The sequence below is a fragment of the Streptomyces sp. NPDC005962 genome (assembly GCF_040629205.1).
Taxonomy (GTDB): domain Bacteria; phylum Actinomycetota; class Actinomycetes; order Streptomycetales; family Streptomycetaceae; genus Streptomyces.
The window spans coordinates 106985-121431 of sequence record NZ_JBEXVE010000024.1; the positions used below are offsets into that span (position 1 = coordinate 106985).

A 14447-nucleotide genomic window follows, 5' to 3' on the forward strand; every position below is an offset into this window, starting at 1 on the left:
ACCGAGAAAGCACCCGTTGTCCCTGACCGCGCCCCCGGCACCGGCACCGCGCATCACCTACGGCGCGGTGCTGGGCAGCCCCTACGTCGCCCGCCTCCTCGGCGGCACCCTCACCGGCCGGCTCCCCAACAGCATGGCGCCCGTCGTCATGCTCCTGTGGGCCACCGCGAGCGGCAGCAGCATCGCCTTCGGCGGACTGCTCAGCGCCCTGTACGGGCTGTCCTCCGCGCTGGCCCAGCCGGTCAAGGGACGCCTCATGGACCGCCACGGCCACAGCGCGGTGCACCTCCCGGCCGCCCTGCTCAACTCGGCCCTCCTGGTGGCCCTGCCCCTGGCCGGACCGTACGGTGGACCGGGCCTCGGCACGGCCATCGTCGTCGGAGGCGGCCTGACCACGCCGCCCCTGGAGGCTGGGCTGCGGGCGCTGTGGCCGAGTGTGCTGCCCGACCCCCGGCTGCGGCACGCCGCGCTCGCGCTCGACACCGGCACACAGGGCCTGCTGTACATCGTCGGCCCCCTGCTCGTCGCCGCTCTCGCCTCCGCGTACAACCCCGCCGTCGCGCTCGCCGTCACCGCCGCCCTCGGCCTGGCCGGCACCGTCACGGTCGCCCTCGCGCCGCCGTCACGGCACTGGCGACCCGAACGGACCGGGGTCCAGGACGCGGCCCTGGCACGGGGGCTGGCCGCCCCTGCCGTGTTGCTGCTGTTCCTCTCACTCACCGGCATCGGGTTCGCGATCGGCGCCATGAACGTGTGGTCCATCGCCATGGCCGAGCACCACCACCAGGACATGCTCTCCGGAACCCTTCCCGCCGCGTTCTCCACCGGCAGTTTCCTGGGCGGCCTGATCTACGGAAGCCGCACCTGGCCGGGCGCCACCACCCGGCGACTGATCATCGCCACAGCCGCGTTCCTGACCGGGTGGCTCCCGCTCCTTACCCTCCCGAGCCCGTATGCGGCCACCGTCGCGATCGCGGTGCCCGGTGTGTTCCTGACCGTCGTGGTCGCCTGCACCTACGTCACCACCGACGCTCTCACTCCCGCGGGCCGCACCAGTGAGGCGTACGCGTGGCTGATCCTGTCGATCGGCGCCGGGCAGTCCATAGGCACCGCCCTCGCCGGACGCCTCGCCGAGCAGCCTCTGGCCAGCGCTGTGCTCCCCGCCGCCGGCGCGGCCTTCGCTCTCACCATCCTTCTCGCCGCGCGCCGACGTCTCGGCCCCGCCGGCCAGCGGCAGCGCGGCCGGCACAACAAGCCCTGATCAGGGCGCACCCCTACCTTCCAACCGTTTTGAGGAGACCTACTTATGGCCGTCCGTACGCAGTGGACCGTGGAACACGCCTGCTCCCACCAGGTGGTTCATGACCTGTCCGGTCGTCCTGCCGACAAGCGGGCCGCATTCGCCCGCTGGCTCGCGGCGAAGGACTGCACCAACTGCTGGAAGGCGCGCGACGCCGACACCGAGTCCAAGGAGGAGTGGCTAGCAGCCAAGCGCGCCGCCGAGCAGGAGGCTGCCCTCGCGTGGGCGAAGCAGTTCGACATGCCGCAGTTGGAGGGCCCGGAGAAGGCCCTGGGCTGGGGTGAGCGCTCCCGCCACCAGCTGATGGCGGCCGCGCACACCGCGCTGGTCGAGGAGGGGACTTGGGACGAGGCGGACTGGGCGGAGCTGGAGGAGAAGGCTCGCGCCATCACGCGCGCCGGGTGGTGGATCGATCAGCGTGACGCAGAGGGCACTGACCTGCTTGAACTCCTCGACGCCGCCACCGTGGCGGACCGCGGTACGGAGAACCCGTTCCGCTGATGGCTGGGGAACATAGCCGGGAAACGCCGGTTAGCCAAACCGGTGTTCTTCCGGACCATTGTTCCTCCCACCCCGCCAGCCTCGCGTGGAAGGAACCGCTTGTCCCAGCCCCCGCCTACGTCGGCCTTCGCGCCGACACCCGACCCGCTCACCCCTGACCGGGACATCACGCACCAGCATTTCCAGGCCGGTGACACCATCGTCGTCCTGAAGGGGGTGGCCGGCGGGGAACTGTGGGGCGATGCGATGCGCGTCGTCGCCCCGTCCTGGCATACCCCGACCGACGAGGACGGGTGGCGGCTGCGCGACGCCGCCGGAGGCGCGCAGACCTACATCACCGCCCACCCCCGCTACCTCGCGCACCTCTCGTACCGTTGCCCGGACTGCCTGATCTACCTGCGGGCCATGGAGGATGCGCTCCTTGCGCGGTTCGCCGGCCGCGACGAGCTGATCGACTGCGGTTGGTACACCACCACCGCCCTCAACCAGTTGGTGCACATCGCCGACGTCCGGGGCGGCCGGTGATCCCCCGCCTGCACGAGCGGGCCCACAGGCCGCACGACTCGCTCGCCGAGGCGCTGGGGCGGCCGGTCTCGCCCAACGAGGGCCTGACGGAGTACACGGTGGTCGCCCACTGGCCGGGCTTGGACTACTTCACCCTGGACGACGAGCAGAAGACCTGGACGTCCGTCCAGTGGGCCGAGCACCTCGAAGACCCGTACCTGGAGCATCGGTTCGCGGCCAGCCGGGGCGACGACCGGCGGGCGATCTTCCACCTCGGCGTCCGTCTTCACTCAGACGACCGGGAACTGTCCGGACCGGAGTGGGCCGAGGTCGCTCATCGGATCGCGCGGGCCGCCGGTATCGAGGTTCCCGGCAAGGAGCACGGTTGCCGGTGGATCGCCGTTCAGGCCCAGCCCGGACGCCTCGATCTGATCGCCAACCTGATCCGCCTCGACGGTGCGTGGCACGCACCGCCCGCAGACGCTCCGCGTCGGATCGCAGCAGAAACCCGCCGCATCGAGCAGGACCTGCACCTGATCCCCGTACGCACCGGGCCCACGGCGCGGCCCGTCATCCGTACGGCGCCCACGGCAGCGGCCCAGCTCGCGAGCGTTCTCACGCAGCTCTCCGACGAACAGGCCGGTCCGCTGGCCACCGTCCGCGGACTGGTCGAGCACACCGCACACCGCATCGCCCGCCAACCGGGAGCCGTCGGCACCGACTCGGCGCACCGGCTGGAGCTGATCGCCCGCCGCCTCCACGCCATCCAGCAGGACCTGGACACCACCGCCGCCCACCTGGGCCAGCCCCGGGTCGCGGCCGTACCGCCCGTCACCCTGCACACCGCCCACCGATCGCCGTAGGAAAAGACGTCTCCTTGCCCCGTACCGACCGTTTCGTGGATATCCGCCGCGACCCGCACTCCGACGAACTCCTTGCCCGCGGCGGTGACTCCGAGGCGCACAGCGTCCTGCAGCGCGCGGGTTTCATCGCCATCGTCCGCGTCCACGAGACCTACCACCGCGCCCCCACCGGCCTGGCCGAGGACGACGAGTCCCGTCTCGCCACCGACGCCGTCGCCCGCCTCCGGGTCGCCGGGTATCACGTCGGCTGCGACGCGGGCTTCGACACCGACGCCCGTCCGGCCAGTTACCTGCCGCTGGGCTCCTCCATCGCCCATCTCGCCGCGCGGATTCGCGAGGCCACCGCCACGGACGAGGCGGCCGACGCACTGACCGAGCTGACCGCCGCCCACGACGGCATCCTCGCCGCCCTGCGCGAAGTTCTCGCCGCCACCGCCGACTTCCACGAGGGGCTCGGCGAGGCGGCCGACCCTTACACCGCCCGGTGGCTGCGCTACCTCGCCGACGAGTACCTCCACATCATCCGCACCGACCTCGCCTACACCCGCACCGACCTCGCCGACCGGCACGCCCCGCACCCCGGCCGCAGCACCTGCACCGAACAGGTCCCCGCCACCGAACGCGAGCGCTCCGCCGTGTGCGCCTGCCCGCCCCCGCCGCGCACGATCCCGGCCCCGCCGCCCCCGGTGGCCGCCGGACTGCGCCGCTGACCCCCATTTCGCCCAAGGACACCATGCACGACCACGACACCTCCGAGCGCCTCGCCTCGTACGCCGACGTCCTCGCCGGCGAACTCCCCGACACCTGGACCAGCACTCACCTCCCGCCGGAGGCCAAGGACGACCTCGCCGAACTGGCCGACCGCATCTGGGACCTGGACCTGGTCGCCGCCTCCCTCTCCGAACACCCGCTCCAGCAGGCAGCCGTCCTGAGCCGCCCAGACGGCGCCCAGCTCGTCCTTGTGGACCGGCACGACGAACGCGATGGATTCCTCATCGCCGCCGTCGCCTCGCGGGCCCTGCCCGATGAGGCGTACCGCACCGTTCCCGAGCCCAACGGCATCGCCCTGGCGGACGACCCGTTCCTGAGCGCCGAGCGGGTCTCCGGCGACCTGCTCGCCCGCTACGACAGCGCGCTCGCCCAGGTCCGGCACAACGCCCTGGGCGGCATCGAGCCCTCCCAGCCGGACCGGGTCGTCCTGACCTGGCAGCCAGATGGCAGCGTCGCCACGGCCCCCGACGGCGACCGCGCCAGCGCCGTCCTCGTGGCCAACAGCTTCATCCAGGACCCGCACAGCGGCATCTACCGCCTCAGCGGTGACGACACCAGGGCGCAGGCGCGCGCCCTGCGAGAGATCGGCCCGCAGCTCGACGCGCTCGGCATCGGCACCGCCCTCCAGCGCCCCGCAGGCCGGACCGCGCCCACCTCCGCCCCAGCTTCCGTGCCGCCCTCCCCGGCCGGCAGCCGTTCGCCGGCCACCAGGGCTCGGTGAAGCAGTCGGAGCCCGACTTCTGGGTGCTGGAGTACGTCACCATCACCAAGGACCCGCGCACCGGCCTGGTCGTCGCCATCGGCGGCACCGAGAAGGCGTCGGACATCCTCCAGCGGACCGGCGGCTTCCTCTGTGCTGCAGGGCCTCGCGGGGACTACCACCGGCTTCCCTACGGCCTGCCCGTCGAGCAGCAGCGGCTGAAGGCGACCACCGCCTCGCATGCCCTGCTCGCCGCCGGTCACAGCGTCCACCTCGACCCCGCCCTGAACACGCTGACCACGCCGGACGGCGAACGCGACGCAGCCGTGCGCTACCTCGCCCATCTCGCCGAGCGGGCCTCTGCCGCCGGGACCAACAGTGTGGTGGCCGAGGTGCTGACCGAGATCGCCGCCCCGGTCAACGGGCTGCTGCCCCTCACCAGAGAAGTGGTCGTCCGGGCCTGGATCGCCGCCAGTGACCTCCAAGGTGCTGCCCCAGGCGAGGAACCCGAACCCCTCGCACGGCTCGGGGACACCGCCAGCTCCATGAGCCAAGCAGCGCACGTCATCCTCCGCGCCCGCAACCACGCCGCCCGCGCTCCGCAACCGGCGGCACCCACACCGCCGCCGGGCACCGCCCAGCCCGCTGCCTCCCGCCACCGTTGAACCCGGAGAAAAACACATGGCCAACCTCGCCGACGAATGCGGCACGGATGTCGAGATCTACATCAAGGCCCTGACGACCACCATCCACGCCGACACCCCCACCGGCGCCCCCGCCAAGCTCCACGACCTGCTGGAACAGCTCGGCCTGGAACGCCACGAATACCCCACGGCCGCGCCGCTCTACATCTGGCACACCGTGCCCGAACACCTCGGTGCCGACGAGCAGAAGCGCCTGGCCACTCGCGCCATCCCCGCCCTGCTCCTGGCAGGGTATGAGGTCAACTGCACGTCCGACGTCTTCGACGAAGACGCCTACCGGCAGGCCGTGCACGACATCCGCGCCCGTGCGGCCCACCCCGCCGCGCAGTCTCCGGCGCCGGCCAGCTCCCCCTCGCGCCCCGCACCCGCCCGGCGCACCCCGTAAGACCACCGGGCGGCCCCGGCACCCCGCCGGGGCCGCCCACCCCGCACCCGCTCAATCCCCGGAGAAACCCGTAGCACCCCGCACACCCCCACCCATCAGCAACCGGTTCAAACCCCGACTCGCGACCGCTCTGTTCCGCCGCTACCTGCGCGCCTGCATCCCCACCGGTCCCGACCGCGCCTCCCCGCTGGCCGGCGCCCGCCCGGAGGCCGTCCTCGCCGAGCCCCAGCGCGTCGGCCACTGCCATCACCACTGACCGCCCCGTCCTGACCCGGAGGAGCATGTCCCACCTCGCCCCCTACCCGGTGAGACTGGCCGACGAGATCACCCGCCAGCTCGGCCAGCTCGCCGACCACCTCTCTCAGCTCCCCCCGACCCAGGCCGCGGAGGTCATCGCCCGTGTTCTGGACTCGGACGCCGGAGTCCTCGGCGGCGTCACCCATCTCGTCGCCACCGGCAGCGTGTTCGCCAAGGGCCAGGCAGGGAAAGGCGCGCTCCCCGCAGAGGTGTGGCTCGCTCTGGGCCGTGCCTCGAACGTGCTGCACGACGTCGCCCTCGACCTGGAGGAACACATGGACACCTTGCAGCACGTCGGCGCCCAGCCCGCCACCACCTCGGCGAAGCCACCGGCACCCGCGCCGCTCGTCGTCCGGCGGCGACGGTGAAGAAGAAGCAGTGGCAGGGCTGGGGGTCAGGCGAGCAGGCCGAGCAGCACTACCTCGTGCTGCCCCGTGCCCTGGCCGGCGGCGGCGACGTCCGGCACGTCTCGGAGTTCCTGCGCGCCTCGGGATGGCGGGACAGGTCCAAGGCGGGCGGTCCTGTGTTCATGGAGAGCCCGGACCGCACCGTCCGTGTCGCCTACGCCCCCTACGTCCTGCCCGGCGGGTGGACCATCCATGGCCAAGCGGACGTTCCCAACGGCGAGTGGGCGGCGCACCTGGGCCGGCAGACGCCGGTGGAGATCGTCGCCGGTCTGACCGACGCCCTCACCCGTCCCCGCTCCGCCCACGCCCCCAACGTCTGGGCGCCGCTGGAGGAGCAGAACTGGCACACGCGTTTCGAGGGCGAGCACTACAGGGCGACCAGCCCGGACGGCACCGCGTGGATGCAGTACCACCACAGCCCCGACGGCTCGGCGATGTGGTGGACCGGGGCGAAGGACAAGCAGGGCAACAGCTGGACGGCCACCTTCTCACCGAACACGCCGATGCACCTGGTGCAAGCCTTCTCGGCCGAACTCGCCGACCCTGATCCCGTGATGCGCCCGCGCGGACGCGTCCCGCACAGCGCGCAGATCCGTACCTGGTCGGTCTCCGTCAAGCCCTCCCAGCTCCGTGCGTGGCAGCAGGCCCGGATCACGGCCGCCCGCGCCGCCACCTGGGCCCGCAACAGCGCCCGAAACACCCGGCCACGCACCACCGCCCGCCCTTACACCCCGGCCGGCGGCGCCCGGACCCGCCGCTGACCCGCCGCCCCATTCCAAGGAGCCCGATGCCCGCACTCACCCCGGACACCATCCGCACCGCCACAGAAACGCTGTCGGACCTCACCGACTACCTGCGCGAGAACCCCGAACCCGTGGAAGCCCTCGCCCTCATCGAGCCGCTCCTCGACGAATACACGGGCCTGCCCGTCCAGCTCGCCGACACCCTGCGCGCCCTCGCCCGCGCCGTACAGGAACACCCAGACACGCCGCGCACCGCACAGGTCGACCTTCTGATCACCGAGTTGCGCACGGCCGCGTGGGAGCAGACCGACCAGCACACGCTCCACTACGCCCTGGACGACCTCCGCGACCTGTACGGCAGCGCCGGCGCGAGCGAGCCGGGGGGCTGCTGGTGCCGCTGAGCGCACGGCAGCTCGCCGCGTTCGCCGACAAGCACGCCAGGCAGATCCCGTTCGACACCAACCCCCGCCACCTCGCCGGCCCCGGAGACGCCCGGCACGTCACTCACGGTCTGGCCGCCGCCGGATGGCGCGCCGTCTCCGACCCTCTGAGTGCCGAGATCGTCCTGCGCAGCCCTGACCTTCGCCACCGTCTCCAGTTCGACCCGCAGTCCGCCACCTCCGCGTGGTGGCGGCTGCGGGCCGAGCCCACCGACACCGAGCGCGGTTGGTACGCCGAGTTCGGCGAACTCGTCCCCGCCGAGATCCTCGGCAGCCTCACCGACGCCCTCATCGGCCCGCCGCCCACCCAGCAGCCGGCCCCCTTTGACGTGCTGAAGGCCGCAGGCTGGACGATCGACACCGACGAGGCTGCCGTCTCGCCGGACGGCATGTGCCACGTGCGTCAGCGGCACGACGGCGGTCGGCACCACACCTGGCACTGGCACGTCGAGACGTGCGAGCCGGGATACGGCACCCCGATGGGCCCCCGGATATGGCACGCCTGGATCGACGGCCACGCACCCGCCCACCTGATGAACGCCTTCGTCACCGCCCTCGCCCATAACGCACCACTGCGACGCGCTCTGTTCGACCACACCATCCACCACAGCGCCGTGCAGAAACCAAGCCCCCTCACCCCCGAACAGGTCGTCGAGGCACACACCGCCCGCCTCGACACCGTCCGCGCGCAAGCACGCGCCGCCCGCCGCCAACAGCAGCCGAACCCCACAACGGCCATTCCAGTCACAGCCGGCACTCCCCGTCCGACCGCTCGCCGCTGATCCCACGAGAGAGGACCCCCGCCACCATCTCCCTCGATCCCACCGCCCACCGCGAGTTCCTGTGCCACCTCGACGGCTTCATCCGCGACAGCAAGGAGATCCTCGACGCCTGGGACACGTACTCCGAGGAGCACTCCGACCTCGACGGCTGGCCCCACGACGACCACGCCTACGGCATGCGTGCAAGCCAGCGCGACGCCGACACCCTCACGGCGTTCGAGCCGCTCCACTACGGCGCCCACCACCTGCTGGCCACCGCCGAGACACAGCTGGCCCAGCTGCCCGAGAACACGGTGCAGAGCCGCTGGACCTACCAGTTGGGCGTCCTGCACACCGCCCTCGACCGGCTCGACGAACTGCACGAACAGTGGCTGGCCACCCGAGACGCCCTGCCCGCCACCGCCAAGCCCGGCACCACCGACTTCGACGACGCCCTCGCCGAGCATCACGCCGAATCGTGGAGCTACCTCGACGACTGGGCCACCCATGGCAAGGCGCTCCGGGAAATCAACTCCGCCGCTCGCAAGACCCGTTCGCCTCTGGCTCCCATACCAGCGCCCGCACCCGTCCGGCGAACTGCGACACGGAAGTGAGCATGCCCCCGACTCCCGCAACCGTCGAGGTCAACTTCATCGCCCCGCGCCACCTCGCCGGCGGCGGCGACCCCGCCTGGATCACCGTCCCCCTGCACCGCGCCTGTGGGTGGAGCGACGGCGGCGAGCCCCTCATTCCGCGCGTCATGCTCTCCAGCCCCGACCACAAAGCCGTGCTACGGCTGGAGCCCGTCCCCGACGGGCCGTGGTGGATCCTCCACCACAGCGCCGAACCGGACCGGCCCGCCTGGTATGCGAGCTTCGGCGCCCGCACCCCGGTTGAGGCCATCGCCGGTTTCCTCGACGACCTCACCGACCCGACGCCGGGCGGGTCCACCGAGGCAGATCCCTACGAGCCGCTCCTGCAAGCCAACTGGAGCCCTGCCAGAATCCAGAAACGACTCGTCTCCCCCTTCGGCACGGCGTGCGTCCGACGCCTTGATGGCGCGGGAAGCGGGCCCTGGTTCGTCACGGCGCTCAACGACGCCCGGCCCGTGTGGCAAGCCGTCTTTGCCGAGCACACACCGACCCGCCTAATCGCCGCGTTCACCACCGCGCTCGCCGACCCCAGCCCGGTACCGCGCACCGGAAGTCCGCTCAAGCTTCCCACCCGCGACCCGGATCTCGTCACCCTCACGCACCGGGAAGTGCCCGCCGCACAGGTCTCCTCCGCTCTGGAAGACCGCGTCCGTGCCCTTACCGCCCGGTCCAAACAACCGGCGCCCGCGCCACAGCCGCCGAAGGCGCCGCCGCACCGGCCTGCCCGCTAACGCCTCCCACGCTCCGCCCCGTACTCCTGGAACCGCCTCCTGTCCAGCTCCACCTCTCCCCCGAACAGCGACGGCTACGACATAGCCTTCAAGATCCTCATCGGTGTTCTCGCCATCGCTGTCCCCCTGTCTCACCTCGCCTGGCTGTCCGGCAACATCACCGCCTACCTCACCGGCACCAGATGGGCCCCCTACCAGCCGACCACCGCTTTGCGCCACCCCGAGCAGGTCTGGCCCGACGCAGGAGAAACATCCCTGCTGATCGGTGCGCGCATCGTCCCCGTTCTCCTCCTCCTTGCCCTCGGGACGGCCGCAGGCATCCTGTGGGCCCGGCACAAGAACCGCAGCGGCGGCAGGAAGAAGAAGATCACCGGTATGGCCAAGGCCCGGGACATCGAACCGCTGATGGCCAAGGCGATCACTGACAAAGCCCGCTCCCTGCGTCCGAGCCTGCAGGACGCCAAGCACGTCGAGGCCCGCGACACCGGCATCCTGCTCGGCAACCTGCAGAACACCAAGCACGAAGTGCGCATGGGCTACGAGGACGTGGCCGTCGCCATCATGGCCCCGCGCTCGGGCAAGACCACCTCGCTCGCGATCCCCTCGATCCTCGCCGCTCCCGGCCCGGTCCTGCTGACCTCCAACAAGGCCGGAGGCGACGCCTACACCGCCACGCTCGACGCCCGCGCGGCGGTGGGACGCGTGTGGACGATGGACCCACAGCAGATCGCCCACGCCGAGCGCACCATGTGGTGGAACCCCCTGGCCGATGCCAAAACACTCGACGGCGCCGGCCGGTTGGCCGGGCACTTCGTCGCAGCCAGCGTCGATGCCTCCCAGCAGGGTGACTTCTGGTCCAAGGCCGGATCCAACATCCTCAGCCAGCTCTTCCTCGCCGCAGCCCTGGACGACCGGCCCGCCACCGACGTGATGGCCTGGCTCGCCTTCCCCGCCGACCGAACCCCGCTGGACATCCTGCGCGACCATGATTTCGCCGCCGTGGCCGCCCAGCTCAAGGGCACGGTGGAAGGCCCGCCGGAGACGAGGGATGGCATCTACGAGACCGCGCGCCAGTACGCCGCGCCGCTGCTCAATACGGAGATCGCCGCCTGGGTCACCCCTCAGACCGATGTCGCGGAGTTCAAGCCCGCCGACTTCGTAACCAGCACGGACACCCTCTACCTGCTGTCGAAGGATGGTGGCGGCGGAGGATCAGCGCTCATCGCCGCGTGCGCGGACTCCGTCATGCGGGCCGCGACCGCACAGGCCGAGCGCGCCGGCGGACGCCTCGACCCGCCCCTGCTCGCGATCCTCGACGAAGCCGCCAACGTCTGCAAGATCTCGGATCTGCCGGACCTGTACTCGCACTTGGGCTCCCGTGGTGTCATCCCGATGACGATCCTGCAGTCCTACCGCCAGGGCCAGAAAGTCTGGGGGGACGCGGGCATGGACGCCATGTGGTCCGCCGCCACCATCAAGCTGGTCGGTTCCGGTATCGACGACCCGGACTTCGCCGACAAGCTGTCCCGGATGATCGGCGACCACGACGTCGAGACCGCCTCCACCTCGCACTCGGAGTCCGGCAAGTCCACCAGCCTGTCGATGCGCCAGGAGCGGATCCTGCCCGCCGACGCCATCCGGGCCCTGCCCAAGGGCACCGCGCTCGTCTTCGCCACCGGCATGCGCGTCGCCGTACTGGACCTGCGCCCCTGGTACCTGGAACCCGGCTCCAGTGAGCTCTCGGCCGCCTCCGCGCGCGCCTCGAAGGCCATCACCACCCGCGCCATCGCCAAGACCGCTCCCAAGCAGTCCGACTTCCACACGGCCGCATGAGCGACCTGCATCTGGTGCCGGTCCGCTCCCGCGCGGCAACGGACTTCGTCCGTGTCTGGCAGGCCCCCGAAGGCACATCCCACATCCCTGCCCCCGCCGCATCGTCCGCGGCGTAACCGGAGGAATTCCGATGGCTTTCATCGACCACCACGATGTGTTCGTGGGCTCCACCACCGACGGGCACACCTTCGTCGCCCTCAACGGCGACCTTCCCGCGGCCCACCGCATCCTGACGCGCAACGGGTTCACCGCCCGCGAGCACCAGGGCCGCGCCCTGTACCTGCTGCCGCCCACCTCGGCTCAGGAAGCGCACCACCAGACCGGCCAGGCCCTTTACGAGCTGCTCCCGCACACCATGGACTTCGCCGACCTCAGCTGGACGACCCGCTGGCTGGACTCCGGTCCGCTGCCGGAGACTGGCGCCCGTTTCGACCTCTCCGACGGGCGCGTGACCGCCACCGCCGACACGGATGCGGCCCGCCAGGTGCTGGAGCAGCACGGATTCCAGCGCACGCCCACCGGCTACGCACTGCCCGGCGAGATAAGCGAACGGGAAAGCGTCGGCATCGTCACCCGCACCGAGATCCACCTGTGGGCTCTCGGCCACGGTGTCAAGGTCAGCCTCGGCTTCCCCACACCCGACGCCATCCCACCCGCGCCATCCCGGGCGAGTGCCCCCGCACCCGCCCAGCCACCGCAGCCCACCACCTCCAAGCGCCGCACCCGCTGACTGCCACACCCTCTCCAGCCCCGGGGCCCATATCCCTCTGCGGCAGATCACACGCCCGCCTCTCCCCAGAGCCGGGCCCCCGGCCCGCGATGCCGACGACCGGCAAAGACCCAGGAGCACACATGACAGCCTTCTCCCCCACCGACCGCGTGATGGTCTCACCGCGCCACCTCGCCGGAACGGGGCTTGACCGCGTCGGCGACGCATTCGGCCCCCTCATCCACCATTTCGGCTGGAACGCCGACCACGACGCGGCCACCGGACGCGTCCGCGTCCACAGTCCCGACCACAGCCTCAAGGTCGAGTTCGACCCCACGGATTTCGACGGCACCTGGTGGACCATCACCCACCACGAGCCCTACTGGACTGCCGAGTTCACCCGCCAGACGCCGACTGAGGCCGTCGCGGCCGTCACCCAGAGCCTCCCTCAGATGCTCGGCGACCAGCGCCACCGCGAACGCATCCCCCTCACCGGCTTGAGCATCGCCGACATCGCCGCCCTCAACCACTGGACGCCCTCCCCGGACGGAGGCGAGTTCACCTCCGCGGACCAGTACTGCACCCTCCGCCACACCCCCGACGCCGAAACGTCGTACACCGTGCTCAACTCCATCCACGGCGGCTTCAACACCACCTGGACCGCCACCTTCACCGTCGATGCCCCCGAACCGCTCGTGAGGCAGTTCTTCGCCCACCTCTCCAGCCCCGACCCGGTAGAGCGGGAGTTCCGCGAAATCCCCTACCTCGCCCGCGACCTCGGCGACACCCTCATCACCCCCGTACGGGGCACCAGCGTGAACCCCCACGCCCATCACCACGCAGCACAAGCCGGCCGCGCCCTCGCCGCCCGCCGCCGCTGACCTCCCCACCCCCTGGAGTCACGACGTCTTCCGACACTCCCACCGCACATGACCTCGCGCGTGCTCTCGCCGCTCAGATCCACCCCGACGCCGCACCCCGGGATGTGACCGTCAGCTTCGGCGTCCGGCGCCAGGCCGGAGCCAAGTTCGGCCACCGATCCACCGGCGGGCCGGTCACGGCCTTCGCCCAGGCCCTGCACGCCCAGCTCTACGGCCTCCCCACCGACCCCGGACCGCTGCCCACCGCCCTCGACGCACTCTTCCAGGCCGCGCACACCGCGAACACCGGGGAGCAGAAGACCGCCATCCTGCGGCAGCTCGCCGACCAGCTCCGCAACGCCATAGAGATCATCAAGGACTACGAGGACACAGCCCGATGGGACCGGCTCCCCGCGGACATCGCCCAGCAGCTCAGCCAAGCGCACGATCAGGCCCAGCAGATCGTCCGCGCCCTCGACCGCGTCGCTCCCGCCTTCAGCAACCAGCCTGGTACTTCACCCCGCCCGGGACACGAACAGGACCTGGACCGTACCCCCGCCGCCGTCAGCCCTCCGACACCACCGGCCCGGCGTCACCGCTGACCCGCACTCTCCGGGCGCAGGCCCCGCCCTCGGCCTCCTCGCCCGAGCGGCTGCCGAGCTGTCCGAGATCGACGCGACCACCACGCTCACCAGCCCTCACGCCGGCCACGGCAAGGACCGCGTCGCCCGCTTTCTGTGGCAAGTCCCCTTAAATCACCTGCCTGGAGACGCCCTGCACACCTACGAACCCGCCGACCTCGACGACATGTCCCCGCGCCAAGCGGTAGACGCCGTGTCCGCGGGCATCCGCGACCACCCCATCACCGCGGACGGCACCGGCCTGTTCAACGCCACACGGCACATCGACCTGCTGTGCCATCTCGCCGCCCGTATGGCCGCCGACATCGAGTACCAGCTCGCCCCGAACATCGCCGACCTCCCGTCCGCCGAAACCCTCGGCGCGGGCGCCGGCCACCTCGGGCGGGCCATCGCCCACTACGCCCAGGCCCTCGCCCCGCTCGTCACCCTCACCACCACAGCGCAGGACACGCTCCAGCAAAAGCTCGGCTCGCTCGACCACCACAGCCGCCTGCGGATCCACCTCGACGACGCCGGGCGGGCCCTGGCAGCTGCCCGCACCGCGCTGGAGGTGCCGAGGTCAACCGCCGCTGCGAGCGCACCCGCCCCGGCGCCCTCGCACGCACCGGCCGTCCGGCGCCGCGCATAACGCCACCGCCCGCCGA

19 protein-coding genes are annotated in these 14447 nt (G+C 71.5%); all 19 read left to right on the forward strand.

The window, feature by feature from the left end; genetic code table 11:
- The first annotated feature begins 16 nt into the window (after window positions 1-16).
- The 19 genes from ABZ370_RS31710 to ABZ370_RS31800 all read left to right on the forward strand — a co-directional run bounded on the left by ABZ370_RS31710 (window position 17) and on the right by ABZ370_RS31800 (window position 14431).
- Window positions 17-1261, forward strand: a complete 1245-nt coding sequence (locus ABZ370_RS31710; RefSeq protein ID WP_358627605.1) for an MFS transporter — start codon at window positions 17-19, stop codon at window positions 1259-1261.
- A gap of 45 nt (window positions 1262-1306) precedes the next feature.
- Complete coding sequence (locus ABZ370_RS31715) at window positions 1307-1801, forward strand: hypothetical protein (protein WP_358627608.1); 495 nt, start codon at window positions 1307-1309, stop codon at window positions 1799-1801.
- A gap of 99 nt (window positions 1802-1900) precedes the next feature.
- Window positions 1901-2326 carry a hypothetical protein gene (locus tag ABZ370_RS31720; protein WP_358627611.1) on the forward strand — a complete coding sequence of 142 codons (426 nt, stop codon included), beginning with the start codon at window positions 1901-1903 and terminating at the stop codon, window positions 2324-2326.
- Window positions 2323-3168 (forward strand): relaxase/mobilization nuclease, encoded by an 846-nt coding sequence (locus tag ABZ370_RS31725; protein ID WP_358627614.1) that lies wholly within the window; start codon window positions 2323-2325, stop codon window positions 3166-3168. The genes ABZ370_RS31720 and ABZ370_RS31725 overlap by 4 nt, the downstream gene beginning before the upstream one ends.
- A 35-nt stretch (window positions 3169-3203) precedes the next feature.
- Entirely contained in the window at window positions 3204-3878 is a 675-nt protein-coding gene (locus ABZ370_RS31730) for a hypothetical protein (RefSeq protein ID WP_358627616.1), read from the forward strand.
- Window positions 3879-3901: 23 nt separating this feature from the next.
- Complete coding sequence (locus ABZ370_RS31735; RefSeq protein WP_358627619.1) at window positions 3902-4660, forward strand: hypothetical protein; 759 nt, start codon at window positions 3902-3904, stop codon at window positions 4658-4660.
- Entirely contained in the window at window positions 4657-5304 is a 648-nt protein-coding gene (locus tag ABZ370_RS31740) for a hypothetical protein (protein WP_358627622.1), read from the forward strand. The genes ABZ370_RS31735 and ABZ370_RS31740 overlap by 4 nt, the downstream gene beginning before the upstream one ends.
- A gap of 16 nt (window positions 5305-5320) precedes the next feature.
- Window positions 5321-5728: a hypothetical protein gene (locus tag ABZ370_RS31745; RefSeq protein WP_358627624.1), complete on the forward strand. Its 408-nt coding sequence runs from the start codon at window positions 5321-5323 to the stop codon at window positions 5726-5728.
- Window positions 5729-6009: 281 nt separating this feature from the next.
- Window positions 6010-6393: a hypothetical protein gene (locus tag ABZ370_RS31750; protein WP_358627627.1), complete on the forward strand. Its 384-nt coding sequence runs from the start codon at window positions 6010-6012 to the stop codon at window positions 6391-6393.
- Window positions 6390-7193: a DUF317 domain-containing protein gene (locus ABZ370_RS31755; RefSeq protein ID WP_358627630.1), complete on the forward strand. Its 804-nt coding sequence runs from the start codon at window positions 6390-6392 to the stop codon at window positions 7191-7193. The genes ABZ370_RS31750 and ABZ370_RS31755 overlap by 4 nt, the downstream gene beginning before the upstream one ends.
- 26 nt (window positions 7194-7219) lie before the next feature.
- A complete protein-coding gene (locus ABZ370_RS31760; RefSeq protein WP_358627633.1) occupies window positions 7220-7576 on the forward strand; it encodes a hypothetical protein in 357 nt (118 codons plus the stop codon).
- Entirely contained in the window at window positions 7567-8397 is an 831-nt protein-coding gene (locus tag ABZ370_RS31765) for a DUF317 domain-containing protein (protein ID WP_358627636.1), read from the forward strand. The genes ABZ370_RS31760 and ABZ370_RS31765 overlap by 10 nt, the downstream gene beginning before the upstream one ends.
- 176 nt (window positions 8398-8573) lie before the next feature.
- Window positions 8574-8990, forward strand: coding sequence for a hypothetical protein (locus ABZ370_RS31770; protein WP_358627639.1), 417 nt, complete (start codon window positions 8574-8576; stop codon window positions 8988-8990).
- A 2-nt stretch (window positions 8991-8992) separates the two neighbouring features.
- Window positions 8993-9760 carry a DUF317 domain-containing protein gene (locus tag ABZ370_RS31775; protein ID WP_358627642.1) on the forward strand — a complete coding sequence of 256 codons (768 nt, stop codon included), beginning with the start codon at window positions 8993-8995 and terminating at the stop codon, window positions 9758-9760.
- Between the two features lie 39 nt (window positions 9761-9799).
- A complete protein-coding gene (locus ABZ370_RS31780) occupies window positions 9800-11593 on the forward strand; it encodes a TraM recognition domain-containing protein (RefSeq protein WP_358627738.1) in 1794 nt (597 codons plus the stop codon).
- A 130-nt stretch (window positions 11594-11723) separates the two neighbouring features.
- Window positions 11724-12323, forward strand: coding sequence for a hypothetical protein (locus ABZ370_RS31785; RefSeq protein WP_358627645.1), 600 nt, complete (start codon window positions 11724-11726; stop codon window positions 12321-12323).
- A gap of 122 nt (window positions 12324-12445) precedes the next feature.
- Entirely contained in the window at window positions 12446-13183 is a 738-nt protein-coding gene (locus ABZ370_RS31790; RefSeq protein WP_358627648.1) for a DUF317 domain-containing protein, read from the forward strand.
- 104 nt (window positions 13184-13287) lie between these two features.
- Complete coding sequence (locus tag ABZ370_RS31795; RefSeq protein WP_358627651.1) at window positions 13288-13764, forward strand: hypothetical protein; 477 nt, start codon at window positions 13288-13290, stop codon at window positions 13762-13764.
- Window positions 13765-13969: 205 nt separating this feature from the next.
- A complete protein-coding gene (locus ABZ370_RS31800) occupies window positions 13970-14431 on the forward strand; it encodes a hypothetical protein (RefSeq protein WP_358627654.1) in 462 nt (153 codons plus the stop codon).
- Window positions 14432-14447 lie beyond the last annotated feature (16 nt).

Bases quoted from the DNA above. Each gene is read 5' to 3' on its own strand.
- ABZ370_RS31775 (WP_358627642.1), top strand. From the start codon at position 8,993: ATGCCCCCGACTCCCGCAACCGTCGAGGTCAACTTCATCGCCCCGCGC.
- ABZ370_RS31715 (WP_358627608.1), top strand. From the start codon at position 1,307: ATGGCCGTCCGTACGCAGTGGACCGTGGAACACGCCTGCTCCCACCAG.
- ABZ370_RS31735 (WP_358627619.1), top strand. From the start codon at position 3,902: ATGCACGACCACGACACCTCCGAGCGCCTCGCCTCGTACGCCGACGTC.
- ABZ370_RS31770 (WP_358627639.1), top strand. From the start codon at position 8,574: ATGCGTGCAAGCCAGCGCGACGCCGACACCCTCACGGCGTTCGAGCCG.
- ABZ370_RS31800 (WP_358627654.1), top strand. From the start codon at position 13,970: ATGTCCCCGCGCCAAGCGGTAGACGCCGTGTCCGCGGGCATCCGCGAC.
- ABZ370_RS31760 (WP_358627633.1), top strand. From the start codon at position 7,220: ATGCCCGCACTCACCCCGGACACCATCCGCACCGCCACAGAAACGCTG.
- ABZ370_RS31790 (WP_358627648.1), top strand. From the start codon at position 12,446: ATGACAGCCTTCTCCCCCACCGACCGCGTGATGGTCTCACCGCGCCAC.
- ABZ370_RS31785 (WP_358627645.1), top strand. From the start codon at position 11,724: ATGGCTTTCATCGACCACCACGATGTGTTCGTGGGCTCCACCACCGAC.
- ABZ370_RS31745 (WP_358627624.1), top strand. From the start codon at position 5,321: ATGGCCAACCTCGCCGACGAATGCGGCACGGATGTCGAGATCTACATC.
- ABZ370_RS31750 (WP_358627627.1), top strand. From the start codon at position 6,010: ATGTCCCACCTCGCCCCCTACCCGGTGAGACTGGCCGACGAGATCACC.